The 24,851-nt window shown below is 67.6% G+C and carries 22 protein-coding genes, 1 pseudogene and 1 CRISPR repeat array; of the genes and pseudogenes, 7 read left to right on the top strand and 16 right to left on the bottom strand.

Annotated features, from left to right (window positions below):
* Positions 1-90 precede the first annotated feature (90 nt).
* The gene (locus tag MHY20_RS10060) at positions 91-864 is read left to right on the top strand and encodes a carbon-nitrogen hydrolase family protein (RefSeq protein WP_239376553.1); all 774 of its coding nucleotides are present in this window, start codon (positions 91-93) and stop codon (positions 862-864) included.
* Between the two features lie 81 nt (positions 865-945).
* On the opposite strand, the gene MHY20_RS10055 is transcribed toward MHY20_RS10060, so the two are convergent.
* The 3 genes from MHY20_RS10055 to MHY20_RS10045 all read right to left on the bottom strand — a co-directional run bounded on the left by MHY20_RS10055 (position 946) and on the right by MHY20_RS10045 (position 3,310).
* The gene (locus tag MHY20_RS10055) at positions 946-1,728 is read right to left on the bottom strand and encodes a GIY-YIG nuclease family protein (RefSeq protein WP_239376552.1); all 783 of its coding nucleotides are present in this window, start codon (positions 1,726-1,728) and stop codon (positions 946-948) included.
* Between the two features lie 253 nt (positions 1,729-1,981).
* Complete coding sequence (locus MHY20_RS10050) at positions 1,982-2,437, bottom strand: SRPBCC family protein (protein ID WP_285261881.1); 456 nt, start codon at positions 2,435-2,437, stop codon at positions 1,982-1,984.
* Positions 2,438-3,001: 564 nt separating this feature from the next.
* Positions 3,002-3,310 (bottom strand): hypothetical protein, encoded by a 309-nt coding sequence (locus MHY20_RS10045; protein ID WP_239376548.1) that lies wholly within the window; start codon positions 3,308-3,310, stop codon positions 3,002-3,004.
* Positions 3,311-3,342: 32 nt separating this feature from the next.
* Here MHY20_RS10045 and MHY20_RS10040 point away from each other — a divergent pair, with 32 nt between their 5' ends.
* Entirely contained in the window at positions 3,343-3,537 is a 195-nt protein-coding gene (locus MHY20_RS10040; protein ID WP_239376547.1) for a hypothetical protein, read from the top strand.
* Between the two features lie 8 nt (positions 3,538-3,545).
* A CRISPR array of direct repeats spans positions 3,546-6,200; the repeat unit is 28 nt; unit sequence GGCTCATCCCCGCTGACGCGGGGAGCAC.
* A gap of 71 nt (positions 6,201-6,271) precedes the next feature.
* On the opposite strand, the gene cas2e is transcribed toward MHY20_RS10040, so the two are convergent.
* From cas2e to cas3, 8 genes are read right to left on the bottom strand one after another with little or no spacing between them, the layout of a single operon-like run.
* The gene (cas2e, locus tag MHY20_RS10035; RefSeq protein ID WP_239376555.1) at positions 6,272-6,613 is read right to left on the bottom strand and encodes a type I-E CRISPR-associated endoribonuclease Cas2e; all 342 of its coding nucleotides are present in this window, start codon (positions 6,611-6,613) and stop codon (positions 6,272-6,274) included.
* A complete protein-coding gene (gene cas1e, locus MHY20_RS10030; protein ID WP_239376554.1) occupies positions 6,613-7,548 on the bottom strand; it encodes a type I-E CRISPR-associated endonuclease Cas1e in 936 nt (311 codons plus the stop codon). The genes cas2e and cas1e overlap by 1 nt, the downstream gene beginning before the upstream one ends.
* Positions 7,545-8,240, bottom strand: a complete 696-nt coding sequence (gene cas6e, locus MHY20_RS10025; protein WP_239376546.1) for a type I-E CRISPR-associated protein Cas6/Cse3/CasE — start codon at positions 8,238-8,240, stop codon at positions 7,545-7,547. Before cas6e ends, cas1e begins: the two co-directional genes overlap by 4 nt.
* Positions 8,237-8,944 (bottom strand): type I-E CRISPR-associated protein Cas5/CasD, encoded by a 708-nt coding sequence (gene cas5e / locus MHY20_RS10020; RefSeq protein WP_239376545.1) that lies wholly within the window; start codon positions 8,942-8,944, stop codon positions 8,237-8,239. The genes cas6e and cas5e overlap by 4 nt, the downstream gene beginning before the upstream one ends.
* A complete protein-coding gene (cas7e, locus tag MHY20_RS10015; protein WP_239376544.1) occupies positions 8,941-10,071 on the bottom strand; it encodes a type I-E CRISPR-associated protein Cas7/Cse4/CasC in 1,131 nt (376 codons plus the stop codon). Before cas7e ends, cas5e begins: the two co-directional genes overlap by 4 nt.
* Positions 10,072-10,082: 11 nt before the next feature.
* Entirely contained in the window at positions 10,083-10,679 is a 597-nt protein-coding gene (gene casB, locus MHY20_RS10010; protein ID WP_239376543.1) for a type I-E CRISPR-associated protein Cse2/CasB, read from the bottom strand.
* 55 nt (positions 10,680-10,734) lie between these two features.
* Positions 10,735-12,399 carry a type I-E CRISPR-associated protein Cse1/CasA gene (casA, locus tag MHY20_RS10005; protein ID WP_239376542.1) on the bottom strand — a complete coding sequence of 555 codons (1,665 nt, stop codon included), beginning with the start codon at positions 12,397-12,399 and terminating at the stop codon, positions 10,735-10,737.
* Positions 12,386-15,238, bottom strand: coding sequence for a CRISPR-associated helicase Cas3' (gene cas3, locus MHY20_RS10000; protein WP_239376541.1), 2,853 nt, complete (start codon positions 15,236-15,238; stop codon positions 12,386-12,388). The genes casA and cas3 overlap by 14 nt, the downstream gene beginning before the upstream one ends.
* A gap of 434 nt (positions 15,239-15,672) precedes the next feature.
* Between cas3 and MHY20_RS09995 the strand changes: the two genes are divergently transcribed.
* Entirely contained in the window at positions 15,673-15,981 is a 309-nt protein-coding gene (locus tag MHY20_RS09995; protein ID WP_239376540.1) for a hypothetical protein, read from the top strand.
* A 77-nt stretch (positions 15,982-16,058) separates the two neighbouring features.
* Here the strand turns inward: MHY20_RS09995 and MHY20_RS09990 are convergent.
* The 3 genes and pseudogenes from MHY20_RS09990 to MHY20_RS09980 form a co-directional block, all read right to left on the bottom strand.
* Positions 16,059-16,304 (bottom strand): annotated as a pseudogene (locus MHY20_RS09990) (imidazolonepropionase); the annotation flags it as partial.
* Entirely contained in the window at positions 16,240-16,497 is a 258-nt protein-coding gene (locus MHY20_RS09985; RefSeq protein ID WP_239376539.1) for a hypothetical protein, read from the bottom strand. The pseudogene MHY20_RS09990 and the gene MHY20_RS09985, both read right to left, overlap by 65 nt.
* 20 nt (positions 16,498-16,517) lie before the next feature.
* Entirely contained in the window at positions 16,518-16,964 is a 447-nt protein-coding gene (locus MHY20_RS09980; RefSeq protein WP_239376537.1) for a hypothetical protein, read from the bottom strand.
* A 219-nt stretch (positions 16,965-17,183) separates the two neighbouring features.
* Here MHY20_RS09980 and MHY20_RS11780 point away from each other — a divergent pair, with 219 nt between their 5' ends.
* Genes MHY20_RS11780 through MHY20_RS09960 form a run of 4 tightly spaced genes read left to right on the top strand, consistent with a single transcriptional unit; the run spans position 17,184 to position 21,869 of the window.
* Positions 17,184-18,770, top strand: coding sequence for an FGGY family carbohydrate kinase (locus MHY20_RS11780; RefSeq protein WP_239376535.1), 1,587 nt, complete (start codon positions 17,184-17,186; stop codon positions 18,768-18,770).
* A gap of 56 nt (positions 18,771-18,826) precedes the next feature.
* Positions 18,827-19,411 (top strand): cupin, encoded by a 585-nt coding sequence (locus MHY20_RS09970; protein WP_183377244.1) that lies wholly within the window; start codon positions 18,827-18,829, stop codon positions 19,409-19,411.
* Positions 19,408-20,127 (top strand): acireductone synthase, encoded by a 720-nt coding sequence (gene mtnC, locus MHY20_RS09965; protein ID WP_183377243.1) that lies wholly within the window; start codon positions 19,408-19,410, stop codon positions 20,125-20,127. The genes MHY20_RS09970 and mtnC overlap by 4 nt, the downstream gene beginning before the upstream one ends.
* On the top strand, positions 20,124-21,869 hold the full coding sequence (locus MHY20_RS09960) for a glycerol-3-phosphate dehydrogenase/oxidase (protein ID WP_239376533.1): 1,746 nt from the start codon (positions 20,124-20,126) through the stop codon (positions 21,867-21,869). Before mtnC ends, MHY20_RS09960 begins: the two co-directional genes overlap by 4 nt.
* A gap of 91 nt (positions 21,870-21,960) precedes the next feature.
* On the opposite strand, the gene MHY20_RS09955 is transcribed toward MHY20_RS09960, so the two are convergent.
* Entirely contained in the window at positions 21,961-23,268 is a 1,308-nt protein-coding gene (locus MHY20_RS09955; protein WP_239376531.1) for an MFS transporter, read from the bottom strand.
* A 151-nt stretch (positions 23,269-23,419) separates the two neighbouring features.
* Entirely contained in the window at positions 23,420-24,688 is a 1,269-nt protein-coding gene (locus MHY20_RS09950) for an amidohydrolase family protein (protein WP_239376529.1), read from the bottom strand.
* Between the last annotated feature and the right edge of the window lie 163 nt (positions 24,689-24,851).

Below are 24,851 nucleotides of genomic sequence, written 5' to 3'. Positions count from 1 at the left end.
CTGGCGGGGCGGGCCAGGGCGGGCCGACGGGTGCCGGGCAGCGGCCAGGGCGCCTCAGTAGGGTGGCGGCAGTCGACCCCGGGAGGTGCCATGAAGATCGCCGTTTCGCAGTTCACCCCGACCAGTGACCCGGCCGCGAACCTTGAGCGGATCCGCGACGCCGCGCACCGCGCCGCCGATGAGAGGGCGCGGATCTTCGTGGCGCCGGAGTACGCGATCGGCCGCACCGAGGACCCGTCGGCCCCGCTGGAGCCCATCGCTCAGGGGCTCGACGGCGCCTTCGCCACCACCCTCGCGGACCTGTCCGGCCGACTCGGCCTCGTGATCGTGGCGGGGTCGCTGACGCCCGCGCCGGAGGGCCGGGTGCACAACACGCTGCTGGTGGCCGCTGGCGGCTCGATCACCGACACGTACACCAAGATCCACCTGTACGACGCCTTCTCGTTCAGCGAGTCCGACCGCATCCACCCCGGGGAGGTCCGCCCCACCGTGATCACCGTGGACGGGGTGCGGATCGGACTCGCCACCTGCTACGACCTCAGGTTCCCCGAACTGTTCCGCGCCCTCGCCGCCGACGGCGCCGAGCTGGCGCTTGTGCCTGCGGAGTGGGCGCCGGGCCCGATGAAGGAGGACCACTGGCTGACCCTGCTGCGCGCCCGCGCCATCGAGAACACGATGGCGGTCATCGGCGTGGACTCCTGCGGGAAGGGCGTGGCGGTTGGTCGTTCGGCCGCGTTCGGGGCCGACGGCGCGCAGCTCATGGACCTGGGCGCGGGCGAGAAGCTCGGGTTCGTGGACGTGGACGTGGACGAAGTGCGACGGGTGAGGGAGTCGAACCCGAGCCTGCGGAATCGGCGGATGTGAGGCCCTGGGGCGGGGTGTCGGCACCAATGGCGATGAAGGCCGGCCTCTGACGGCCATGCCCATGCATCTGCGAGCGGAGCGTCAGTGCTGAGCGCCCGCATCTTCCCAGGACGCGTAGGTCTGGCCGTCCTCAGTGCACCATTCGATTCGGCCGTTCGCAGACGCTCTTCCTACGGCAACGGCTGCGGCTGCCGACGCCGACCGGAACACAACGTCTCGGGTCAGGCGAGCGATGCCTGTCTCATCGGGCTTGATGCTTCCATCGTCGAACAGTTCCTGACGGACTTCGGCTCGCTGGAGGTGCTGCCTCCGCGTCGCATTAGCCGCGCTTGCAGTCAGGGGTGCCATGGCCTCCGCCACAGCTGACCCTTCGAGCATGGTGAACTCCCCGTCGATCATTTGGGCGCGGGCGTCGACATTCCGCTTGCGGAGGCTCAGCCGGAACACCGGGGAGCGCTCCGGACCCAGAGCCTGCGGCACAACGGGCTCTGAGATCGCAGAATGTGCCCGCTCGTCGAAGTCTGCCTTCACAGGCCGTGCTTGCCCGCGCAGCAAATTCACACCAAGCACCGGGAGGAGGACCCGCACCTGCTCGATGAAGTACTCCATGTCGGAGCGGTCACCCTCAGGGAGCTCAGCGCCGCCCGTGGGAGTGTTCCCGTTCTCCAATGGGGTGCGCGCGATTGATTTCGCGATGGCGATGAGCCGGGACTCGATGAAGCGCACGTGCGCGCTGGTGAGGTTCAGGTCCTTGGAGGTGATGATGAGGACTTCGTTCCACCAGTCCTTCTTCGCATCATGGTTGGCGAGCCGGGTCGCGACGTTGTCGCTCTGCCCGATGTACGCGAGTTGGCCCGCTGGCATCGATGGGTCCTCGCCCAGAAGGATGTAGACCCCGGTCCGTTGAGCCTCCTCACGGCGACGGATCTCCCCCAGCTTTTCTCGCTTTCCACGCAGAATATGGCCTGTCCAATTGCCGATCTCTGCGGTGATGAGACCACCAGCGGTTCCATCAACGAGGAAGAGCTTGACCTGTCTGCCGTGCACTGTTTCCCCAACGGTCGTCCGGATTGCTACTGGGTGACTCTACGTGCTTCGGGCCCTGCCCGCAGGCCGCTCAGCGCTGAGTGCCGCCCTCGACGACGGCGGCGAGCTGGGCGAGGCCGCGGTCGAACTGCTTGGCGAGGGTCTTCTCCATGCGGAACACGGCGAAGAAGAACCGCGCCGGTAGCGTGTTCTCACCGGACATGGTCCACGTCAGGTCGCTGCCGCCGCTGGCCGACGGGGGCACGGCGATGCGCACCCGGTTGTCTGCGGTGAACGGCTTCGTGAAGTGCAGGGCGATGTCCGCGGACGTGTCCGTGGCAGCCGTGATTTCCATGGTGCCTTCACCGGCCGTTGCGTTGCCGGACCAGCCGTACTTCGCGCCCACGCCGGAGTCGGGGCCGGTGCAGCGGCGGTTCAGCTGCGGGTCGAGGCCCTCCCACGGGGACCACAGTTCCCACTCGTGGAAGTCGAGGATCAGCGGCATGACCTGGTCTGGGGTCGCGGTGGTGTGGGCGGTGCGAGTGATGGAGAACGGTGTCGTTATGGGGTGACAGCAGATCCGCTCACGGGTCCGTGGCGCGAGTCCGGTGGCGGGATCACATCGTCGGGGACGACGCTCCGGCGAGCCATGACCTCGAGCGGGTCGCCCAGGTCACTGCCAATATTTGACGCTTGGTCAGTATGACGAGTCATGCGCCTGCTCTCCGGTTCGGGCGATTTCATTGCGGCAGTGGCAACGCTTTCTCACCAGTCAGCCTGTGTCCGCTGCCGGGGTCATGCCCTGGTCCATTCACCGGCATCTCCTCGGCCGCTATGCGTGCGACTCTCGCTTCATTTTCCCGTTTGCGGGACGGTCCCGCATGCTGACGTCCTTACCGGCCAGGCGATCGCGACACCGGTCCCGGCCCCTGCTCGCATGCAGATGCCGCAGGGCGTCTCCGTATGCGCGCGATCGTTGGACAGCCTCAGGCTCAACGCTGCTGGTGGGGGGGGAGGACGGTGTTGCCCAGTTCCTGGGCCGTCACCAGACGGGCTCATCCCCGCTGACGCGGGGAGCACTTGATCCGCGGGGGCGCGGTGTCCGTCCACGTCATCGGGCGTACACCAGGACCAGGGTCTCGTTCGGCCACGAGTAGCGGATGTCGGAGTGCTCGATCGATCCGGGCCGCTTGTAGTCGTAGATCATGTTGCGGATGCCGTCGGTGGTGCCGAGGGCGTCGAGGACGCAGTCCAGGTCGTCGCCGCGCTTCAGCATGAGGACGTCGTTGGTGCCGTCGCGGTACTGGTCGGCTGTGAGGCCGCAGTCGGTGCCGGCCATAGCGACCTTCTCGGCGGGGGACTGGGCGCAGCCGGCGAGGGTCAGCAGGGCGGCGAGGGTGAGAGCAGCGCGGCGCTTCATGGTGTGGTCCTTCGTAGAGTGTCCTGGTAGGCGTGGATGATCTCGGCGGTGACGTCGAGGGCGGCGGCGAGCGCTGGGATGTGCCCGCCGGTGTGGTGTTCGGCAGCGGCGTATGCCTCAGGGGTGATGAGGAGATCAGCGGCCCATCGCCATGCTCGGGCCTCGTTGGCGTCGTCCTGTGGGCCGTCGTCGCCGTACCAGGCGTGGCCGAGTTTGTGGGCGAGTAGGGATCGTGGGCTCATCCCCGCTGACGCGGGGAGCACCACCTACTACGGCAGGCAAGGCGCGAGTGCACCGGCTCATCCCCGCTGACGCGGGGAGCACGCTTCTTTTCAGTGGGTTGTAGGTTGCGGCTTAGGCTCATCCCCGCTGACGCGGGGAGCACAGCATCCCCCATCGCGCTCGCGGGGCGATGGCCGGCTCATCCCCGCTGACGCGGGGAGCACACAGTATCCGAGGGCGTACCCGGGGGATTCGCAGGCTCATCCCCGCTGACGCGGGGAGCACCGCTCTCAGTTGAGTGTCAGTCAGACAAAACCCGGCTCATCCCCGCTGACGCGGGGAGCACCGCTGCTGGGCCTCACCGCGGCGATCCTCGCTAGGCTCATCCCCGCTGACGCGGGGAGCACACCTTTCCGGGGGCTCCACCGTTGACGTGCCACGGCTCATCCCCGCTGACGCGGGGAGCACCGGATCGCTGAGGACTACGTGCGGGATACCGAGGGCTCATCCCCGCTGACGCGGGGAGCACCGGTCCGACTGGACCGGGCTCACCTCGAGGACCGGCTCATCCCCGCTGACGCGGGGAGCACCGGGACGTCCCCAGTTCCACATACGCGGCGTAGGGCTCATCCCCGCTGACGCGGGGAGCACCCGCGGTTGACGATGATGGGCTGGTACATGCCGGGCTCATCCCCGCTGACGCGGGGAGCACCCTGTGGGTCACCGGGTGGGTGATCGGCGGTGTCGGCTCATCCCCGCTGACGCGGGGAGCACTGCGCCCGATCTCGGTCTGCGTGAAAAACCAGGGGCTCATCCCCGCTGACGCGGGGAGCACTTCGCGATCTTCCCCTCTGCTGCGCCGAGTTCCGGCTCATCCCCGCTGACGCGGGGAGCACAACCGCCGCCCTCGTGGGTATTGCCGGTGGGCGGGCTCATCCCCGCTGACGCGGGGAGCACGAACCCGTCGACTGGGCCTGACCCCGCCCACCGGGCTCATCCCCGCTGACGCGGGGAGCACATCTCCTGGGAGGAGCACGTGAGCATCACGGACGGCTCATCCCCGCTGACGCGGGGAGCACACATTCTCTTGCACCTGTATGGGTCGCAGGGGCGGCTCATCCCCGCTGACGCGGGGAGCACTCCGAGCCGGGGCGGTCGAGGCGATCGCACCTACGGCTCATCCCCGCTGACGCGGGGAGCACCGTCGTCTCCACTGGAACCACGTGCATGTTGGCGGCTCATCCCCGCTGACGCGGGGAGCACTGCCGCCGGCGTGGTTTAGGGTGAAGCGGAGTGGGCTCATCCCCGCTGACGCGGGGAGCACTGCGTTCTGCGTGTATCTGTCCCAGTTTGACCAGGCTCATCCCCGCTGACGCGGGGAGCACCAGACGAATCGTCGACTCCGCACCAGCCACGAGGGGCTCATCCCCGCTGACGCGGGGAGCACTTCAACGCCGCCCGCAGAGCCTTCCGGAAGTTCGGCTCATCCCCGCTGACGCGGGGAGCACTTGACCGCCCACGAGAACGCCACATCCTGGACGGGCTCATCCCCGCTGACGCGGGGAGCACACTGCGAACTCATCGCCAACGCCCACGCGGCCAGGCTCATCCCCGCTGACGCGGGGAGCACCGCTGATACTCGAACTCGGGGCGACTGCTACCAAGGCTCATCCCCGCTGACGCGGGGAGCACACGTACTCGTCGCCCAGTTCGCTGTCGCGGCCGGGCTCATCCCCGCTGACGCGGGGAGCACTCGCTTGATGAGGGTGCTGTTCAGGGTGAGTCGGGCTCATCCCCGCTGACGCGGGGAGCACATTTCACGGCGGAGGCGCGCCTCGGTCAACCGGGGCTCATCCCCGCTGACGCGGGGAGCACAACCGGGGAGTGCGCACAGTCTCCGTGCCGTCCGGCTCATCCCCGCTGACGCGGGGAGCACAGGATTGCGGCGTAGCTGGTGCCGTCCTTGGCGGGCTCATCCCCGCTGACGCGGGGAGCACATCGCGCCTGAATGAAGAACGGTCTTGTCAGCCGGCTCATCCCCGCTGACGCGGGGAGCACCACACCATCGCCACCTGGGCGCTAGAACTCCTCGGCTCATCCCCGCTGACGCGGGGAGCACAACCCTGACCGCTACCCGATCATGGCCGCGATGGGCTCATCCCCGCTGACGCGGGGAGCACCGTGAGCCGGTGATCATCCATAGCGCGCACCAGGGCTCATCCCCGCTGACGCGGGGAGCACTTGCTAGCTCCGTAGTGAGAACGAAGCGAGGTGGGCTCATCCCCGCTGACGCGGGGAGCACTCAGCAGGGCCGAACGGTATCTCATCTCGCAGGGGCTCATCCCCGCTGACGCGGGGGGCACGGACTTCTTGAACCAGATCACTCACGCGTCCGAGGCTCATCCCCGCTGACGCGGGGAGCACACCCAGCACACCACCACCGCCACCGACCACATCGGCTCATCCCCGCTGACGCGGGGAGCACCACTTCTTATGCGCCCACAGGTCGCCGTACACCGGCTCATCCCCGCTGACGCGGGGAGCACGGTCTTCGCCACACCGTGGATGGATGCCAGCCAGGCTCATCCCCGCTGACGCGGGGAGCACGGAAGACCCCGGCGACGAACCATGTCGGCATCCGGCTCATCCCCGCTGACGCGGGGAGCACACTTCCCCACCTGGGGAAATGGAAGCCTACTGTCCATTCTAGACACGACTTGCGATGCGCTACGGCCCGTATCAGCGACGACGTGCACGTCGGTAAGCAGCCGCATTGCTCCACCCAGTCGACCGTTGCGGGACCCTTTCACCACCTGTCGGTCTGCGCAGCAAAGTGACGCCATCGAAGTCGACCGGCGTCCAGGCATGACGGTGAACGCGATAGGAGTACCCCTGCTCATTCGCATCCGGATAGACAAGCAGTGCGCGCCCGTCGGCCACGCTTCCCATCACCCGTTCCCACAGTTCATCGCGAACCCGAGCGCTCGGGTTCCCTACGAAGACCCCTGGGCTGATCTCCAGCAACCATTTTGTCAGATCGCCTCGCAGACCCGCCGGCACCGCCGTGAGTACCAGCGTCATCATGAGCTGGTCCCCGACCAGTTCTTTCCGGCAGCCACGGCATCCAGTTCATCCCACAGCAGCAGGTCCCCCAACGCCAGGTCCATCTCGTCCGGCACATCAAGGAGCTCATGCACAGCTGCGATCATCCGCGGAATGAGTCGCGTTTCCACGACTTGGTCCCGCAGGGCTCGGCGCGCACGGGGCCCGGCATCGTCCTCCCCGGCCGCTGCCACATCGAAGGCTGCCGGGACCACCACTTCAGCTTTGAACAGATCAGCGATGTCGTAGACGAAAGCACGATCAGTCCCGGAATGAACCACACCCAGCGCGGGGACCGCGCCTAAGGACACGAGCACCGCCTGCGTCACCCCGTACAAAGCGGCATTGCACGAGGTGAGCGCCTGATTGATCGCATCGGAAGCGCTGAAGTCATCCGGGTCGTAACGGCGGCTCGACCATTCCACGCCCGTGCGCTCCGCGTGCTCCCGATAGATCTTCTTCATCCGGGCTCCCTCACGCCCACGCAGCTCAGCCATCGTTCGGCCGCTCACGTCCTCACCGGGAAACCTCATGCTGTACATAGCCCGCGCACACTCCAAGCGACGGCGCTGATTCGTCACGATCGCCGCCTGTGCCTCCGCCAATCGCGATGAAGCCGACAGCGAACGGCCGTGAGCGTAGTACCGCACGCCCCTCTCCCCAACCCATACGACGGAGACTCCGCAATCGCCCAGCAGGCTCATCGCACCGAAGGTGGTACGTGTCCCCGGGCCGAGCAGGAGCGCCGCCAGTGACGCCGCTGGGACATGGACGACTCCACGCTGGTCGGTGAGCGTCACCGCATTCGCATCACGGTGAACAACGCAATGCTCCGCATACAGATAGCTGAGACGGTGCTCCGCTCGGGCGAGGGAATGCCGCCCGAGCGGAGCACTGCTGGGACGCGCTGTCATCCGGTCGGTGCCGCCAGTGACAGCAGCCCGCATCCGTATGCACGCGCTCGCCCGATCCCCTCGGTCAGGGAACGACGCAGCAGCTCCGCATCGGTCACCTCCAGATGACCATCGAAGCGTGCTGTCCGGATCATCACCGGATGCTTCGCTTTTCCCTTATGGAATCGAAGATCACGCCGCTGCGACACCATCGCATCCAGATGCTCGACTGCGAGCTCCTCGGCCGACGGCTCCCGGGGCGCATCCCGATGCACGATCGAGAAGCCGTGCTGGCCGCTCTTCGTATCAAGCCAGGCCAACTGCTGCGCCACGGTCACATGCGCGAGCACCCGCCCCCGCTGGCCGCGTTCACCCGCTTTGGAATGAACCGGGTTGGCGGTGAGTCGGAACGCCCATCGCTGCCCTGTTGCCAGCCGGTCGAGGAACGGGCCCAGATCAGCTGTGTCCCCGCGCTCGCCCGCACTGCAGGCCTGGCCGGCGATGACATCGAGGTCCGGCACGCCTGGACCCACCAGGTACAGCACATGACGGTCGGGCGTCGAGTCCAGTCGCCACAGCACCCGGCCGCTGAGATCAGCCTCGCCAGCGCTGAAGGCGGTCATCACCGCGGCGTGCATCGCCTGAGGGTTGCCGATCAGTTTTCGTGCGCCCCGCACCCGCGGATCAAGGGGGATTCTGCTGAGAGTCGTCATGCCTGCACCACCGCCTCGAAGAATGGGTCCCGAGGGCGAGTGCCTTCAGAATTCTCCACCTCGACGGGGGAATCCTCCACCACTGTCCTCCAGGCGTACTTCCGGTGCTCCTGATCGAAGCTCACCGGCACATCCTGGATCTGCTCGCCGGATTCACCCGGCAGAGCATCTCGATACACGGGCAGCGACACGGACTGTGCGCACCGCTTCTTGTACGGCTTACCGGCACACCACTTCGCCTGCTGCAGCGCGACCACTGCATCGGTGTCTACGATCCCCTTCACGAGATCCGGGTTCGCGGGGCATGAACGGCGCCCCAGGTACAAAGGAAACATCGGTGAGAGCAACGCTTCCTCCATCCCTTCCAGAACCTCGCGGTCCTTGGATTCGATTGCTGCGAGAAACACGGCGTCCTGGAGGAAGTACCGGGTGACCAGCGAGGTATCGGTCTTCGTTCTGCGCTGCCAGGTCTGTGCGGTCTGGTAGTCGCGCAGAAGGGTGCCCGGCTGGTCCACACGCACGGCGAACCGCAGCCCCAACAGGTCCGCCAGCGAATCCGTGCGATGCCGCCCCTCAGCCGCCGCAATCATGCCCAGCACGCCTGACTTCGTGGGGGCAGAGGCTGTTGTACGGCGGTTGAATCGCGCCTGGTGCCCCCAGGACTGCATTGGACCGCTCAGCTTCAGCAGAAGGGTGGCTGTCATGAATCGCTGCCTTCGCCGAGCGCCTTTGCGAGTCCTTCGTTCAGGTCGGCAAGGGTCACCGTTGCGCCGAGCCCCTCGAGGGCGGCCACCATCTCAGAGGTGCCGAGCACAAACGCCGCCTCGGGTGCGAAACCATAGGCACTCTCCAGCTCGCGGGCCTCCTTCGCAAGACTATGAGCCGCGCTGACGCGGCGTCCCTGATCGTCTCCCGCCGTCACCGGCTCCTCGAACGCGTTGACCAAGGAGACCGGACGGTCCCGGCGCACCGTCACATACACCAGTTCGGGCAGCGTCTGGTTTGCGAAAGTGTTGATCTTGCCCGTGGGCATTGAGGTGATGAATGCTTTGACGAACGCCTGGACGCTGGGCACGACAGCCTGAGGATCCCCGAGGTTCTTCGCGAGACCCGACACATTCACGGTGGCGTAGCGGTACAGAGTCGACGACATCATCTGGACCGTGCCGATCATGCCCGCCCCGGCTTCCTCGTTGTCCTCCACAACGTCATCCACCGCGGTGAAGTAGTCGAATTCGGGTTCCGACTCGTGCACTCCGATGGCGTGTGCAACCTGTACTGCAGCATCCACGTTGAAGTCCGGGGCGTCGGCAAGCATGCGTCCAAACATGGCGATGTCAATGCTGTGGTGGGTGTCCAGAACGTCACGCGCATCAGCAGGCTTCGGCTTCGTTCCGTCGAGATCGAGCAGGAGTCGTGCAGCCCTGTCGATCTGGCGAGACGAGAGGAACAGGAGGTAGCCGGTCTGCTCGGCTCCAGGCTGTTCTCCCTCCTTGGCCTTCGGCTCCGTCAGTTTGATCTTGCCCGCAGCGAAGAGAGCCTTGACTGCAGCTCGGGCATCGGCTTCGTTGAACTCTGTGCCGCTCTCCATCGCCAGGTGCTTCATCCGCTTTTCGATCAGTTCAGCCGTGTGCTTGGTGCGGTAGCCGATCTTCTCCTGGCCGAGGGTGTTCTCGAATTCTCGGCGGATTGCGCGCTTCCACGCCTGGGAGGAGACGCGCTGCCGAGGAACCCCGCCGAAGACAGCGGACTTCGGTGCGCCGGTGTCATCGCGGTTGATGTTGCTCGGCGGAATCGTGTGCAGAGCGTGAATGTCAACGATGAGTGTCATGAGTGTTCCTTTCAGGATTCCGAGGTGGTGGATGAGGAGTCTCTTGTCTTCTTCTCGCGCATCGGCGCGAATGTGATGTCCCGCGACCAGCGCAGCAGGACCCCCTGCCGGTGCTGTCCTGCCAGCGTGCGCAGGTCGCCCGCGAGCGCGCCGTAGTCGAAGGCGAGCTTCTCTCCGCGCAGGAGGGTGATCAGGGAGCGCAGATGTGTGGTGCGGGCGCGGTGGTCGCGCGCCGCAAGGAGAGCATCGAAGCGCGGCTTGAGGGACTGCGAGCTGCTGCGGTCGATGAGAAGCCCCATCGCGCTGGCGAAGGAGCGACCGTCCCGATGGATCGGTTCCGTGATGCTCTGTGCGTGGACGGCGAACAGTGTGAGGGCATCGAAGGCAGCCTGTTCGCTAGGGGTGGGGGCATCCCCGTGACCGGTCTCCCCCTCGCGCAGATCAGCGCTGAGTGAGGAAAGGACCTGTTCGAACTCCAGAGGATGGCGTTCCGGGGACTGCCCGGCTGCTCGGCGCAAGCGGGCAAGTGCGGCCCTCGCGTCCGCCTTCTGACGATCTCCGCGGTTGCCCAGTGCAGCATCCTGCAGCGCCACTGCGGCGTTGCGCACTGCGCCCCTGAGTCCACCGGGTCCCTTCCCCTCTGCCCGTTCGGGGGGACTGTTCTCAACTGTCATGGCGAATCTCCTTCTCCGTTCTGATGATCTGGGTTGCACGAGCGAGAGTCTTGGTGAGCGAGCGGCGCAGCCTGCTGAGGGCAGTGGCTGCTGAATGAGTGCGCATTCCCTCCCCTTCAGGAATGGTCCGGCCGATGAGAGCGCGGGGCCCGGCACCCTTGATGAGAATGGCGGCCTGGTCCGTTGCGGCCTGGAACACCTGCGTGTGCCAATCCGCGACCGCAGCGTCCACCTGCTCCGTGTCATCTGTAGGCACGGTGCGCAGCCACTTGCGGAAGGGCTGCTCGAGCATGGCGAGGAAGGAATCGGTGGCGGGGGCCTGGAACACGTATTCGTCTCCTGCGGCCTGGAGGAGCCACCCGGCGAAAGACCCGATAGCGATGCCGGCATCCAGGGTGCTGCGGGCTGCACCGAGTACGGCTTGGCGAGCGTATGCGTCCTCTTCCTGGAGCACTGCGGCTGGCAGTTCCACAGCCGCATCCACCACTTCGGTAATGGTGGCTGACTGTGGACCGTAGGTCATCGAGGTGAGGCGAACGGGCGCGAGCGTCGGCACCCCGGGCACCGAGCGTGCTGCAGCCGAGAACCAGTCGAGGTTCTGCGGGCGCTTGCCCGGCTTCGCCTTCTTCTCCAGCGGCACATCTCCACCCAGACTGACAAGGGGTTCGAGCGCCTTCCACATGGTGCGCTCCGGCGAATACGGCTGGGGGTAGAACACGTCCTGGGTTCTACTGGACTTGTTCGTGGAGTATCGGTGCGGTGTCATCGGGTCGTTGAGCACGTTCGCTCCTGCATCGGGGATCCTGTCCCCATTGGTGACCATGCAACCCGTGACGTGCTCCCCGTTGTGGTGCAGGTGGGCACGGCGGGACTGCCAGGTCATGAGGTCACAGGCCCCCTGCGGAATCTCGGCTGCACGTGCTCCTGGACGATCCGGTTCGCGTTCCCAGGCAGGCAGGTCCGCGTCACTTTCCAGGAATACAGAATCAGGGCAGTTGAGCATCAGAGTTTGGCGGAGATTTCGGCCGAGGATGGTGGTGCCGCCTGTGTAGCCGCTCCACCCTGTGCCAATCGGATAACTCTTTCCACCCTTGACTCGCGGATCATCCAGCACTCCCGATTTGATGCCGGAATAGTCGAAGGCATGCACGTGGATGAGCCACCGAGCGGCTTCGGCGAAGCCGAGCGTCTCAACACCCGCACCAGCCCGCATGGTGAACCTGTCGCCTTCGGCTTCGGGGATCAGACGGCGCACGGGCAGCTGCCCACCGGTCTTGGTGCGCAGATCAGCAACCTGCATGAACGGCACTTCCGAGGAGAGAAGATCGAACCGGTCAGCATGGTCGGACAGGTACTCCAGCACCTGGTCGTCGCGAACGGCCCCGTCGGCCGCAGTCCACTGCTCACGGCGCCAGGTGCGAAGTTCACGTGCATCAGTGAGGTCATAGTCGCTGTAGAGCACATGGGCGCGCACATAGATCGCGATGATCACTCGCAGGACGGCGTAGTCCTGGGTGGGGGAATCACCCCTGAGCGCGATCACCTCGATCTGCCCCGAGAACAGGTCGCGCAGGCTCACGAGCCTGCGTTCCTCTCCTGTGAGAACCACAGGGATCCACGGCTCGGTGACGAGTGAGAATTCAGTTGCTGCCATCGGCGTCTCCTTCAGGATGCTGGCGAGGACGGTGGGGGTCTTCGGCGATTTCGATCAGGCCGAGATCGGGGCTGTAACGCAGCGCGCGGCCCTGCAGGTCAGTGGTCAGGTCTTCGTCAAAAGGCAAGGCGATCATTCCGCGGAGGAACGGGTCCTTCCTCCATCCGAGCGGTGTTCCGCGTTCCAGCTGCGCGATGAGGACGTCGAGCGCCTGCGGATTGCGGCCCACCCAGCCGGGAAGCCGGATGATGCTGCCCGCGAGATCCCGTGCAGACCGGCGGTCGAGTTCGGCATCCGGAATCCGGTCGACCAGCGCCGCTTCACGGTCTCCGACCCATGGGAAGGGGCGATAGCCCGTCTCCGTTCTGATGATCGGGATGACTTCGAGACTGGGCGTGCTGTCGCGCACCTGCGCGAGCCCGAACGCCTCCGCGTCAGATGCGGAGCGGCTGCGGTCGTCGTAGAAGCGGGAGAACAGTGCGTCCAGGTAGAGCGCCTGTCGCGGCTGCGGGAACCGCCACGTCTTCGCATTGTCCTCCTGGCGCTTCCGCCGTTTCTCATCGTCTGCACACGCCTCGGCCCACGTCTCCTCCCACCCGGCGGGAATCTCAGGGTCTGGTCCGTACGCCTGCTGCACCAGTGGTGCGGTGCTGTGGGGGCGCTGGAACCCGTCGGCCAGGACAGTGGAGTGGAGCAGGGCGGCGGTGGCCAGCAGCATCCGCGCCCCATAGACCGCAATCGCACCACCGTCGAACTCCGGAGCTTCGCTCGGGCTCAGGTCGGTGAGGATGCCGCGGATCAGCACGGTCGCCTTCTGGAGGCCGGCAGGTCTGTCCGACGCTGGGCGACTGTGCCGGTGGAGCCTGCCGATGCGCTGGATCAGGAGGTCCACTGGTGCGATATCCGTGATCAGCACGTCCGCATCGATGTCCAGGCTCTGCTCCGCCACCTGGGTCGCCACCACGATTCGGCGCTCAGGTCGGCCCGAGCCCCGGTGCGCCTGGGGGCCGAGCGCTGCACGCAGAGCATCTTCCCTTCGGGACCGGTCGGAAGCGAGGAAAACGGCATGGTGCAGTTCCACCTCTCCCGGGAACCGATCACTGATCGTGGTGAACGCCGCCTGGGCGCGCTTGACGGTGTTGCAGATGATCAGCGCACAGCCGCCGTCAGCCAGCAGGTCTCCGACGGCGTCCACGAGCGACTCGGGCGAATCCTCGAGGGTTGAGACTCCCGCAGTCAGTTCCACTTCTCCCAGCGGAACCGGTGTTTCGTCCACGGACCGCGCCGTCACCGAGGTGATGGCCGGGTACGCGTGCGAAAGCGACAGGGGCTGCTGCCGGCCGCGCTTGCGCCGATAGCCGGGCAGTCCCTGCTGATATGCGTGGGCGAGTTGCTCCTTCTGGCCCACAGGCAGCGTCGCAGAAAGCAGAATGACCGATGCTCCGTAGGACGCGAGCCAGGTCAGCGCGGTCTTCAGGTAGCTGGACATGTAGGCGTCGTAGCTGTGCACCTCGTCGACGATGATGACTTTCCCCGCAAGCCCCAGATGACGCAGCATTGAATGCTTGGACTGCAGGGCCATGAGCAGCACCTGATCGACTGTGCCCACGGCGAATGTGGAGAGAATGCCCTTCTTCCTCCCGGACATCCATTGCGAGGCCACCACATCACCTCCGGATGAGGGAGCGTCAGCATCGATGCCGCGGAAGCGGAGCCGATGGTAGTCCTCGTTCAGCGAAGCTCGTGAGTGTGCGAGGAACAGTGAGGAGACTTCACCGCTCGGGGTTGCTCTGCGGATCCATGAGAGGAAGCGTTCGAACAGGCCATTGGCGGTGGACATTGTGGGTGCCGCGACCATCACCCCACCCGCACCGGTCTTCTCCGCGAGGATTTCGGCTGCCGCAAAGGCGGCTTCGGTCTTGCCGTTGCCCGTCGGCGCTTCCAGGATGAGCAGAGCGGGACCCTCTGCGGCTTTCGCCGCCTCGATCATGGCTTCCTGGGCCGGCCGCGGGGCCATCTCGGGTCCCCATCCGAAGCGTTCGCGGTAGAACTCCGCGGCGGGGCCGACGGATCCCTCCGCCGTCCACGGAACCGTGAGGTCAATGGCTCGGCATCCTGCTTCGATACGGCTCGCCTGGTCGTGGACGGTTTCCAACGGGAATGCTTCTTCGTTCGAGGCTATCCAGTCGGCCGCGATCACGATGCCCGCGAATAGGTTCTGGGTCTGAATCGGCAGTTCGGGGAGGTGCCCGATCAGGCTTCTGATTCCTGATTCATCTGCGGCGCGGTCGAGAAGGTACCGCTGGACCTCCTGCCAGTTCTCAGGGTAGGAATCGAGGATCACTTCCGCTTCCCCGATCAGCTTCACCTCGCTCGATTTTCCGTGGTGCGCATCGACGATGCTTGCCAGGGATTTCGCAGTGTCGATCGAGCACCCTTGCTCCATGGCCCAGCGACGAAGCAGGATCCCTGACGCCATTTCGTGGCGAAAGCGGGGAATCATCTGCTCGTTGGCGCTCAGATCGAGGCTGAGACCGGCGTCGCGCACACGCTCGGCGAGATGAGCATATTCCGGCTGGTGCGAGGCGAGCATCTGGAACGTCATGGTTGCTTTCCCGCAGTCGTGAGCACCGGCGAGGAACCGCAGGATGCTTCGGCATTCTTCGTCCGTGAGCCCGGTCTGCTCACTGACCAGGGATCGAATGCTCAACGGAACCCAGGAGTCCCACAAAAGTCCCGCCACACTGCATGAATCCGAGAGATGCTGTAAGAGCGAAAGCCACCGCGAACCGTCCCCCGACTTCGCCCACAGCACCCGCGCCAGCTCCATTGCGTCCATAGCGCCCTCCTCGAGGCCTTGTTCACTCTGCGGTTTCACGCCGTCAGGGTCAGCATAGGCAGACCGCCCAATATGAAGTCAACCCCCAGACCCCCGACTTTACGAATTCAGTTACTGAAGCACCTTCGACTCTGCATGTCGCACCACAGGCGCAGGACGTAGATTGCTTCTGGCGCATCTCGCTCCCAGCGTCAGCCGGGATGAGCCCTCGTACAGACGCGGGTGCGCCGTGCTCCCCGCGCCAGCGGGGACAAGCGGAGGCCACCTCAGGTCTCGAGGTGGCCTCCGCTTACATTCATGCACCCGTCGGCTGGCCTCGTGCATCTGGGCCGCGGTACTCAGCTCCTAGTACCCTGAAGCGCCACCGCGCGTCTCAGGGCACTGGGCTGCAATCCGTTCTTCCACCGCAGTTCTCTGCAGAAATGAGACCCAGCATGACCACCGACTCCGGGCACGCCAGCATCGACTGGACCGCCACCACGGACACCACAGAGGAGGCCGTCTTCGACCTCCTCGACGCACTTGTCTACTTCGCGCCGGCCGGCGGTTTCAGCCCCGGCCTCCGCGAAGGTTCCATCGACATCGCGGTCGACGCCCCCAGCTTCAGCGACGCCCTCGAGGAGAACCTTGCAGCCGCACGCCGCGCCCTCTCGATGAACATCCCCGATGCCGACATCATCGGCATTGAACTCATCGACTGGGCCACGTTCGAACAGGAGCTCGCGGAGCCGCTGAAGGGCTGATACTTCCCGCCCGCCGCAGGCATCAGCGAAGGCCCCTCTCGGTCCATCGAACCGGAGGGGCCTTCCTCATGCCGCCGTCACTTCACCTCGGCGCCGCGCGCGAACACCTTCCACGTCATCGGCATGCCCGGACGGTACGCCAGGTGGATCGCTGCGGGCGCATCGAGCACGTGCAGGTCGGCGCGGGCACCCACCGTCAGATGGCCCACGTCAGCCATCCGCAGCGCGATCGCGACCACCGCCCCCGCATCCAGCAGGTTACGCGCGGGCGCGAACGGCATCCGCGTGGAGATGTCGCACGCCGGCAGGATCGTGGCGACAGTCGGGCCGGAACCCGTCGGCCAGCGTGACGATGGTGATGACCTCCGGCTTGCCGTGGGTGAGCGTGCCCGTCTTGTCCACCACGAAGGTGTCGGCCGGGGCGAGGCGCTCGACGGAGTCGCCGCCCTTGAGCAGCACGCCGTGGCGGGCGCCGTTGCTCATGCCCGCGACCATCGAGACCGGGGTGGAGATCACGAGGGCACCGGGGCAGGCGATCACGAGGAACGGAGGGCGACGTGGATGTCGCGGGTGATCAGCAGCGCGATCAGGGAAGCGACGATGATGCCCGGGGTGTAGATGCGGGAGAACGCCGTTCGGGAGCCGACGGAGTCCGCGCGGACGGTGAGGAACCCGTCGGCGGCCATGGTGCCGGCGTACACCAAGTCGCCCTCGGACTTCTCCGCGGGGACGGGCTCGCCGGTGATGGTGCGGCCGTCAGGGATGACGTCCGCCTCCTCCGGCGCAATGTCCAGCAGGTCGCTGACGGAGCGGCGGGTGCGCTCCAGGGTGCGGGCCTCCAGCCAGGAGCCGACGACGAACAGGAAGGCGACCACGCCGGCTTCCACGAACTCGCCGATCACCAGGGCGCCGGTGACGGCGGTGGTGACGAGCAGGTCGATGGAGAAGGCGCGGTAGCGCAGGGCGCGCAGGTGGGACGTCATGATGAGCCTCCATCAACACGTAGAGGATGAGCGTTGATACGAGTTCATCAGCGGCCGGCGCTCGGCGCCTTGACCGGGATCAAGTGGGGGCTCCGGGCGGTGCGCCGCGGCTCTGTCCCGACCCCGTCATTCACATACGGGCACACTCCGTCATGAAGCGAGCCTTCCCCGCCGGGGCGTGCCTACGGTGCTGAGAACATCGGTTGAAAGGGGGCGCTCGTGGCGGTCACGATCGGCGTCGACATCGGCACTCAGGGCAGCAAGGCAGCGGTCTACACCATCAGCGGTGTGCAGGTGGGCGCCGCATACACCCCGCACACCATCACCTACCCCGGCCCGGGGCTCGCGGAGATGGACCCGGAGCACCTGGTGGACTGCGCGTTCACCGCCATTGCCAGGGCCCTGGACTGCGCTGTGGACAACGGCATCGACCGTTCACAGGTGGCGGGCATCGCCCTGTCCGGCATCCTCGTGGGCCAGGTCCTCCTCGATGAGGACAGTCGGATCCTGTTCCCCGTCATCACCAGCCTCGACAGCCGCGCTGCCGGCCACGCCGCCCGCGCCGGCCGCGACCTCGAACCGCTCTGGGCGGCCGAATCCGGCACCACCACCCTCGATGCGTACGCCGCCCCGTTCCAGCTGCAGTGGATCCGCGACACCCACCCCGAGGTGTACGCCCGGATCGCCCGCACTGTCTCGGTGGCGCCGTACGTCTCCGGCCGTCTCGCCGGCCACGGCCAGGCTCAGATGGTCACCGACCCCACGCACGCCTCCGGCTTCATGGTGGGCTGGGACGCTGCCACCGGCGGCTTCTCCCCCGCCCAGTTCGAGCTGTTGGGCCTGCGGACAGACTTCCTTCCGCCGATCGTGCCGTCCGACGCCGTCATCGGCACCGTCTGCGCGGAGGCGTCCCGACGCACGGGATTGCCCGTCGGCACCCCGATCGCCGCCGGTGCGGGCGATGTCCAGCAGTCCACCCTCGCCTCCGGCATGGTGACAGCCGGGCAGGCCACCGACTCCGCCGGCACCACGAGCATCCTCACCGTGGGCGTGGACGGCATCATCCCCGCCGCCACACAGATCCCCGGCCTGCTGTACAGCCTCGGCACCATCCCCGGCCAGTCGTTCTACTGGGGGTACGTCCGCGCCGGCGGCCTGTCCCTGCGGTGGTTCCGCGACCAAGTCGCCTCCCGCCCCCAGGACGATGCCCTCTACGCCGAGTTCGACACGCTCGCGGCCGCAGTCCGCCCGGGGGCCGACGGGGTCCTCTTCCTGCCGTACCTCGCCGGCGGCAACCCGAACAATCCGGACGCCTCCGGCACCTGGCTCGGCATGGACTCGAGCACCACCACCGGTGCCCTGTGGCGTTCCGCTCTCGAAGCGGTGGCGTTCGAGTACGCGTCCACGATCCGCACCATCGAGCAGAGCTCGCAACCGCTCAGCGAAGTGCTCGTCACCGGCGGCGGCGCCTGCAGCGATGTCTGGAACCAGATCAAGGCGGACGTCACCGGTGTGCCGTGGCGCCGCCCGCAGCGGGTGGACGGCCCCGTCCTGGCCGACGCCGCCCTCGCGAACCAGGCGGTTGGCCTCACCGACTCCCTCGCTGATCAGCTGACCGCCTGGAACCAGGGCGGCGCCTCCGCCCGGCCCGATGCGGCCCGGCACGCCTGCTACCGCGACATCGCACAGGTGCGCGACGACCTGCTCAGTGGGCCGCTGCAGCAGGTGTTCGCGGGAGTGCGCACCGTGCGAGAGGTGACGCAGCGGGACCACCGCGAAGCCGTCGGCCGCGCCCTCGCCGCCTGACCCGATCATCCCCACCGCGCCTCGTGCGCACCACCACCCCGAACGAAGGAGACACCATGACCATCCTGATCAAGTGGGCCGCCGATGCCCCCGAGACCGAACTGCTGCGCACCGAGGAGCCCGCGGAGATCCGCAAGGAGCTGTCCACCCTGGGCGTGCGCTACGAACAGTGGCCCACCTACGACCTCGCCCCAGACGCCGACCAGGACGCCGTCCTCGCCGCCTACCGGGACGAGGTGCAGCGCCTCACCGAGGAGGAGGACTTCACCCTCGTGGACGTGATGCGCCTGAAGAACACGGGGCAGGAGGACTTCTGGGAGAAGGCGAAGGCCGGCCGCGAGAAGTTCCTGGACGAGCACCGTCATGACGACGACGAGGTCCGCTTCTTCGTGGACGGCGCCGGCACCTTCTACCTCAACATCGAGGACACGGTGTACGCGGTCCTGTGCGAGCAGGGCGACCTGCTGTCCGTGCCGGAGGGCTCCACCCACTGGTTCGACATGGGCGAGAAGGCCCCGGAGTTCACCGCGATCCGGTTCTTCCACGACGGCGAGGGCTGGGTGGGCGACTTCACCGGCTCCCCCATCTCGCAGAACTTCCCCACCCATGACCAGATCCTGGCCTCTCGGGCGGCGGCATGAGCACCACCGTCACGCTGAAGCGGCCCGAGGCGATCGTCCTCGACATCGAAGGCACCACCAGCTCCACCTGGTTCGTGCACGACGTCCTCTACCCGTACTCCCGCGAGCGCTTCACCGAGTACCTGACGGACCGCGCCGATGATGAGGACGTGCAGCGCGCCCGAGGCCAGATCATCGACCTCGCCGGCCTGGACCCGGACGCGGATACGGCGCAGCTGGTGGCGGCACTGGAGGACTGGCTGGACCGGGACGAGAAGCGCACGCCGCTGAAGATCCTGCAGGGCCTCATCTGGGCCGACGGGTTCGCAAAAGGCGATCTGACCAGCCACTTCTTCGATGATGCGGTGCCGGCGATCCGCCGCTGGCACGAAGACGGCATCGAGCTGTGGGTGTTCTCCTCCGGGTCCCTGTCCTCGCAGCGGGCCTGGTTCGGCAACTCCCCGGACGGCGACCTGCTGCCCCTGTTCTCCGGTCATTTCGACACGGAGAACGCGGGCCCGAAACGGGTGGCGTCCTCGTACGCGACGATCCGCGAGCAGATCGGCCGGCCGGCCGCATCGCTGCTGTTCTTCTCCGACCTGGTGGAGGAGCTGGATGCGGCCGAGGAGGACGGCTGGGGCACCGTGGGCGTGCGCCGCGAGGGCGATCAGCACGCGGAGCGCGGGGTCGGCGAACACCCGGAGATCTCGACGTTCGAGCAGGTCCGGTTCACATGACGGGCACCGTGCACGGGTCGCCGGCCGGCGGGACCGTGGGCGGGCAGGCAGCATCGGCCGCGCTGGCGGGCCGCGCCCTGGGGGCGCCGCTGCGGGGCGAGTACGACGTCGCCGTGATCGGCGGCGGCATCTCGGGCGTACAGATCGCGCGCCACGCCGCCGGTCGGGGCCTGCGCACGGTGCTGCTGGAGAAGGTCGACTTCGGGGCGGGGACGTCCTCCGCGACGACGAAGGCGATCCACGGCGGGCTGCGCTACCTGGAGCAGTACGACTTCGGGGTGGTCGCGGAGTCCGTGGCGGAGCGCCGCTTCCTCGCCATCGCCGCCCCGCACCTGGTGCAGCCGCGCTCCTTCCTGCTGACCGCGTTCGACTGGTCCGCTCCGAAGGCGCCGATGCTGGGCGCGGGGGTGGCGCTGTACGAGGCGTTCGCGTGGAACCGGAACACGGGCGTGCCGCGGGACATCCGCTCGCCGCGCTTCCGCTGGGTGGGGCGCCGAAACCTGCTGCGGCGGGCGCCGATCCTCTCGCCAGACGGCCTGACGGGCGCGTGGCGCCACGACGACACGCTGAACCTCCACCCGGAGCGGCTGCTGCTGGCGCTCGTCCACTCGTTCACGGCCGACGGCGGCACCGCCCTCAACCACGCGGAGGTCACCGGCCTGCTGCGGGGCGCCGACGGGTCCGGTGCCGTGACCGGTGTGCGAGTGCGGGACTCCCTCACGGGGGAGACGGCTGCCGTGCCGGCGCGGACCGTCATCAATGCCGCAGGCCCCTGGGTGCAGCAGGCCCTTGGCGGTGATGCGCCCCAAGCGGGTGTGCGGGTGCAGCAGGCGAAGGGGGTGCATCTGCTGGCCCGGGACATGGGACTGACGGATTCGCTGTACGTGCGGGGTCGCAACGGCCGGCACGTGGTGGTCAGCCCGTGGCAGGGCCGCACTCTCATCGGCCCCACGGACACGCCGTCCGCGGGCAGCGCTGATGACGCCCGCACCGAGGTGGAGGACGTGCAGCTGCTGCGCGAGACCCTGGATTCGATCAGTGCGCGGCCGCTGCGCCGCGAGGACGTGACGTCCACGATCGTGGGGGTGCGGCCGCTGGTGGCGACCAACGGTGACACGTATTCGACCTCGCGCCGCTTCACCATCACCGATCACGCCCAGCAGGGCCTGGACGGGCTGTTCACTGTCACCGGCGGGAAGTGGACCACGGGCCGCGCCATGGGCGCGCAGGTGATCGACCGCGTGATCGCGGCACGAGGGTCCCGCCTGGGCCCCACTCGCCGCTTCGATTCGCGGCGCCTTCCCCTGTCCACGAGCTTCGGCGACTACGGCACGGTGGCGGCCGCGTTCGATGCCGCTCTCCGACGGGTGCCGGCGGCGCCGGTGCCCCAGGCTGTGCGCCTGCATCTGGCGCGGCTGTACGGGACGGCGCATGAGCGAGTGCTGGCGCTGGCGGAGGCGGATCCGCGCTTAGCGGAGCCGATCGGTTCGGGTCCGGACATCGCCGCGCAGGTCGTGTATGCGGTGACCGATGAAGGTGCGCGGACGCTCGCGGATGTGCTGGAACGCCGACTCGTGATCGGCACGCTGGGTCCGGTCCCGGAGGGAGCGCTGTGGCAGGCGGCGGCGCTGCTGGCGGGACTGCTGGGCTGGGACGAGGCCGGGATCCGCGCGGAGGTGGAGGCGTACCGCGGCCGGCTGGATGCGGACCGGGATGTGCTGGATGAGGCGTTCGCGCGGTAGTCGCGGCGCGTGCTGGGCGCGGCATGCAGGATGCGAGAAGGGGCGGGATCCATGGTGGGATCCCGCCCCTTCTGCTGTATGCGGCTGGTGGTCACACGGCCGCGGCGGGCACCGGTTCCGGGGCGGGAGCGGTGAGCGGTTCGCGGTGGTCGCGGGCTTCGATGCCGGGGGCGCGGAGGGTGAAGGTGAGGGCCATGCCCGCAATGTAGAGGGCGGCCAGCAGCCAGATCACGGGGGCGACCCCGACGGCGGGGACGAGGCCGGCGACGAGGGGGCCGGCGAAGTTGGAGAGGCCGGCACCGAGGTTGAGCACGGCGATCGCGGCGCCCTTGTTGGCGGGGGCGAGCAGCGGGACGATGGCGGACAGGGGGCAGAACATGCCGAGGGCGAAGCCGTAGACCACGCCGACCGCCATGACGGCGGGGAGGTGGGCGCCGAGGGCCTGCGGGGCGTAGTAGAGGGCGAGGACGGACAGGGCGCAGGCGAAGCCACCGGCCCAGGCGACGACGGCGACGCGGCCGAGGCGGTCGGAGAGGTAGCCGCTGAGAAGGTTCGCGACGATGTTGGCCAGCAGCATGGTGCCCCAGATGGAGGACCACTGGGCCTGGGTGAAGCCGATCGTGTTGACCATGTGGACGTTGAGGAACACGGCGAACGCGTAGTAGCTCATCGTGTTGATGATGCGGATGACGCCGGCGATGCCGACCTTCGGCTGCTCGCCGACGATGGTGATGGAGGCGGCGAGGCCGCGGAGGGTGTCGGCTGCGGTGACGGTGGTGGGGCCGTCCTGACTGCGCAGCAGGAGTGCGACGATGGCGAGTCCAGCGGTGACGAACGCGAGGCTGCTCCAGAGGACGCCGAGGGGGCCGAGCTGGTCGATGGTGCCGGCCACGAAGTAGCCGGAGATGACGCCGAGGCCCATCACGTTGAAGAACCAGTACCAGCCCACGGCTCTGCCGAGGACCTGGCTCGGGGTGGACAGCGTGACCCACACGAGGAAGCCGTAGGCGAACAGGGGGTAGCCGATGGCGCGGATGGCGTAGGCGGTGAGAATGACTGCGAAGCTGTCCGGGAGGACGCCCAGCAGCAGGAACACGAGCTGGAACACGATCCAGATGCCGCCGCCGATCACCATGACGCGCTTGGGGCCCCATGCTTCGGCGAGGGCGCCGGCGAGCCACGCTCCGAGTGCCACCACGATCCCGTACACGGTGAACAGGAGGGCCACGGATCCGGCGTCGTGCCCGCGGTCGGTGAGGTAGGTGGAGAGGAAGCTCAGTTCGATGCCGTCTCCCACCATGAACAGGGTGAGCGCCACGAAGCCCCAGGCGAGGGGCCTCGAGATGCCCTGCTGTGCGATGAATCTGCTGAGTCCACGGCCCGAATCCGGTGATGCCACGGCTCCTCCTCCACATCAGTGCGCACGCGTGCCGTGCGCGAGTGGAGTCAAGCTACGGGCCCTGGGCAGCAGGCCGCACCATTCGTGACGGTCTATAGCCGGGGATGAACGGGAGGGGTGTGGGGGTGCTCCTTCACCGCGCTTCAGACCGTCACTTCACCTCGGCGCCGCGCGCGAACACCTTCCAGGTCATCGGCATGCCCGGGCGGTACGCCAGGTGGATCGCTGCGGGCGCATCGAGCACGTGCAGGTCGGCGCGGGCACCCACCGTCAGGTGGCCCACGTCAGCCATCCGCAGCGCGATCGCACCGCCGCGGGTCGCCGCAAACAGCGCCTCGGCGAGGCTCATGTGCTGCTGCAGCACCGCCGTGCCCACACAGAAGTTCATCGCACTGGTGAAGCTCGTGCCCGGGTTCAGGTTCGAGGCGATCGCGACCACCGCCCCCGCATCCAGCAGCTCACGCGCGGGCGCGAACGGCATCCGCGTGGAGATGTCGCACGCCGGCAGGATCGTGGCAACGGTCGGCCCGGAACCCGTCGGCCGCACACCGCTCTCCCCCGCGTCCACCACGACCTGGCCGTCCGAGTCGCGGGAGACCGTGCCCGCGAGCGCCTCCACATCCGCCTGGGACAGGAAGTTCACGTGGTCCACGCTCGCCGCGCCGGTCTCGACCGCGAGCTGCACACCGCCGGATTCGCCGAGCTGGTTGCCGTGCACGCGCACACCGAGGCCCGCAGCCTTCCCGGCGTCGAGGACCCGTCGGGACTGCTCCACATCGAACGCGCCCTTCTCGCAGAACACGTCGATGAAGTCCACGTGCGGCGCCACCTGCGTCAGCATCTCCCCCACCACGAGGTCCACATAGTCCTCGGCGGTGCCGCGCGAGCCCTTCTCGCCGTTGAACTCCGACGGCACCAGGTGCGCCCCCAGGAACGTCACCGCGTCCACGTGGTCGCGGGCGATCGCGGCGGAGCGGACCTCGTCCTCCACGGTGAGGCCGTAGCCGGTCTTCGTCTCCATGGTGGTGGTGCCGCCGAGCGCCGCGGCGCGGACCCGCTGGGCGAGCAGCTGGGAGAGGCGGTCATCGCTGGCGGAGCGGGTGGCGTCCGTGGTCACCTGGATGCCGCCGGCGGCGTACGACTCACCGGCCATGCGGGCTTCGAACTCGGCGGAGCGGTCGCCGTCGAACACCATGTGGGAGTGGGAGTCGACCCAGCCGGGCAGGACCGCGCGACCGCCGAGGTCTTCGCGGGCGTCGGCGTCGGGCGCATCGGCGGCCTTCCCGACCCACACCACGCGGCCGTTCTCGGCGACGAGCGCGGCGTCACGGATCACGCCGGCGCCCTTCGCGCCCTCGGATTCGCGCAGTGGGTCCATGGTCCACAGTTCGCTGATGTTGGTGAACAGGGTGGTGGTCATCGCGGCCTCCATCGGCGGGTCGGTCGCGGCGCTCCGGGGTGGGAGGCCGACGGGTGCCCCGCCAGGCTATCGCCGCGGCCCGCAGGACGTGCCCGAGATCCGGGGCGGGGACTGCTCGCCGACGGGCGCGTGTGTGGACTCCCGGACAGCGACCCCCGACGGG

Origin of the sequence: Helcobacillus sp. ACRRO (assembly GCF_022347125.1) — a bacterium.
In the GTDB taxonomy this organism is placed as follows: Bacteria; Actinomycetota; Actinomycetes; order Actinomycetales; family Dermabacteraceae; genus Helcobacillus; species Helcobacillus massiliensis.
Note: the sequence above shows the minus strand (reverse complement) of the source record. Positions and strands in the feature narration are given on the sequence as shown.

Excerpts from the sequence above, each read along its gene's own strand:
- MHY20_RS10060 (WP_239376553.1), top strand. The coding sequence starts at position 91 with ATGAAGATCGCCGTTTCGCAGTTCACCCCGACCAGTGACCCGGCCGCG.
- MHY20_RS10055 (WP_239376552.1), bottom strand. The coding sequence starts at position 1,728 with ATGCCAGCGGGCCAACTCGCGTACATCGGGCAGAGCGACAACGTCGCG.
- MHY20_RS10045 (WP_239376548.1), bottom strand. The coding sequence starts at position 3,310 with ATGAAGCGCCGCGCTGCTCTCACCCTCGCCGCCCTGCTGACCCTCGCC.
- cas2e (WP_239376555.1), bottom strand. The coding sequence starts at position 6,613 with ATGACGCTGGTACTCACGGCGGTGCCGGCGGGTCTGCGAGGCGATCTG.
- cas1e (WP_239376554.1), bottom strand. The coding sequence starts at position 7,548 with ATGACAGCGCGTCCCAGCAGTGCTCCGCTCGGGCGGCATTCCCTCGCC.
- cas6e (WP_239376546.1), bottom strand. The coding sequence starts at position 8,240 with ATGACGACTCTCAGCAGAATCCCCCTTGATCCGCGGGTGCGGGGCGCA.
- cas5e (WP_239376545.1), bottom strand. The coding sequence starts at position 8,944 with ATGACAGCCACCCTTCTGCTGAAGCTGAGCGGTCCAATGCAGTCCTGG.
- cas7e (WP_239376544.1), bottom strand. The coding sequence starts at position 10,071 with ATGACACTCATCGTTGACATTCACGCTCTGCACACGATTCCGCCGAGC.
- casA (WP_239376542.1), bottom strand. The coding sequence starts at position 12,399 with ATGGCAGCAACTGAATTCTCACTCGTCACCGAGCCGTGGATCCCTGTG.
- cas3 (WP_239376541.1), bottom strand. The coding sequence starts at position 15,238 with ATGGACGCAATGGAGCTGGCGCGGGTGCTGTGGGCGAAGTCGGGGGAC.
- MHY20_RS09995 (WP_239376540.1), top strand. The coding sequence starts at position 15,673 with ATGACCACCGACTCCGGGCACGCCAGCATCGACTGGACCGCCACCACG.
- MHY20_RS09980 (WP_239376537.1), bottom strand. The coding sequence starts at position 16,964 with ATGACGTCCCACCTGCGCGCCCTGCGCTACCGCGCCTTCTCCATCGAC.
- MHY20_RS09970 (WP_183377244.1), top strand. The coding sequence starts at position 18,827 with ATGACCATCCTGATCAAGTGGGCCGCCGATGCCCCCGAGACCGAACTG.
- mtnC (WP_183377243.1), top strand. The coding sequence starts at position 19,408 with ATGAGCACCACCGTCACGCTGAAGCGGCCCGAGGCGATCGTCCTCGAC.
- MHY20_RS09960 (WP_239376533.1), top strand. The coding sequence starts at position 20,124 with ATGACGGGCACCGTGCACGGGTCGCCGGCCGGCGGGACCGTGGGCGGG.
- MHY20_RS09950 (WP_239376529.1), bottom strand. The coding sequence starts at position 24,688 with ATGACCACCACCCTGTTCACCAACATCAGCGAACTGTGGACCATGGAC.